General features: G+C 41.1%; 1 protein-coding gene. It reads left to right on the forward strand.

What is annotated here, in order from left to right; genetic code table 11:
• Positions 1 to 244: 244 nt before the first annotated feature.
• A partial coding sequence (locus D0T84_RS22320) for an ATP-dependent Clp protease proteolytic subunit (RefSeq protein WP_163310115.1) occupies positions 245 to 915 on the forward strand: 671 nt, incomplete at its 3' end.

Raw genomic sequence — 915 nt, forward strand, 5'->3', positions numbered from 1 at the left:
TTACCTTGCTCAACAACGAGTTGGTATGCCGTATGTCTCAATTTGGTATAATCGGGTTTTTCCACTTGCTCAAAATCACTCATAATCAATCCGTATTTTATGCAAATATGCACCTTTAATGTACCCGCAAAAAGAAATGACGCAAGCCTTGCATCATTATTTTTCAGGCACTTACATAACCGACATCTTTGTACTGACAATAGCACGAACAGTGCAAAAACAATAAAACAGATTTGTTATGTAAATGGAAAAAATACCGTTCAATATACACGCATCGACACAAGGCCAAAAGGCCTTAATACGCATAACCGGCACAATCGGTTGGGATACTGATTCCGAGCAATTCCGTCGCACAGTAGACGCAATTGTAGAGCAAGGAATAACAGACGCACATTTATATCTTAATGGTCCGGGCGGTTCTTGTTTCGATGCGGAGGAAATAGTCAATATTTTATCAGTTTTCACGGGCAAAGTTACGGGCGAGGGTGGTACGCTCGTGGCTAGCGCCTATACTCGTATTGCTATGTTTTGCGAATCGTTTACCATGCCCGAAAACGGCATATTTATGATTCATAAACCAGCAGGTGGCACATGGGGCACGGCCAATGATATAGAATCTTATCTAAAACTGATACGGAATATTGAGACACAATATTTTAACACATACAAAGAAAAAGCAACGGATAGCACGATACTCGAAACCCAGTGGAATGCTGGCGACTGGTGGATGACAGCCCAAGAGGCTAAAGACAACGGTTTTATAGTTTCTATCAAAGAAAAAGCAAAGATAGGAGCGCACACAACCGCCCTTATTTCGGCATGTGGCTGTCCTGCATCAAAGATTCCAACAATAAATATTAATGAAAAAGAAGAAAACGAAATGGATTTAAAAGCGACAGCAAAAGCCCTCGGTTT

Origin of the sequence: Dysgonomonas sp. 521 (genome assembly GCF_010501055.1) — a bacterium.
Classification (GTDB): domain Bacteria; phylum Bacteroidota; class Bacteroidia; order Bacteroidales; family Dysgonomonadaceae; genus Dysgonomonas.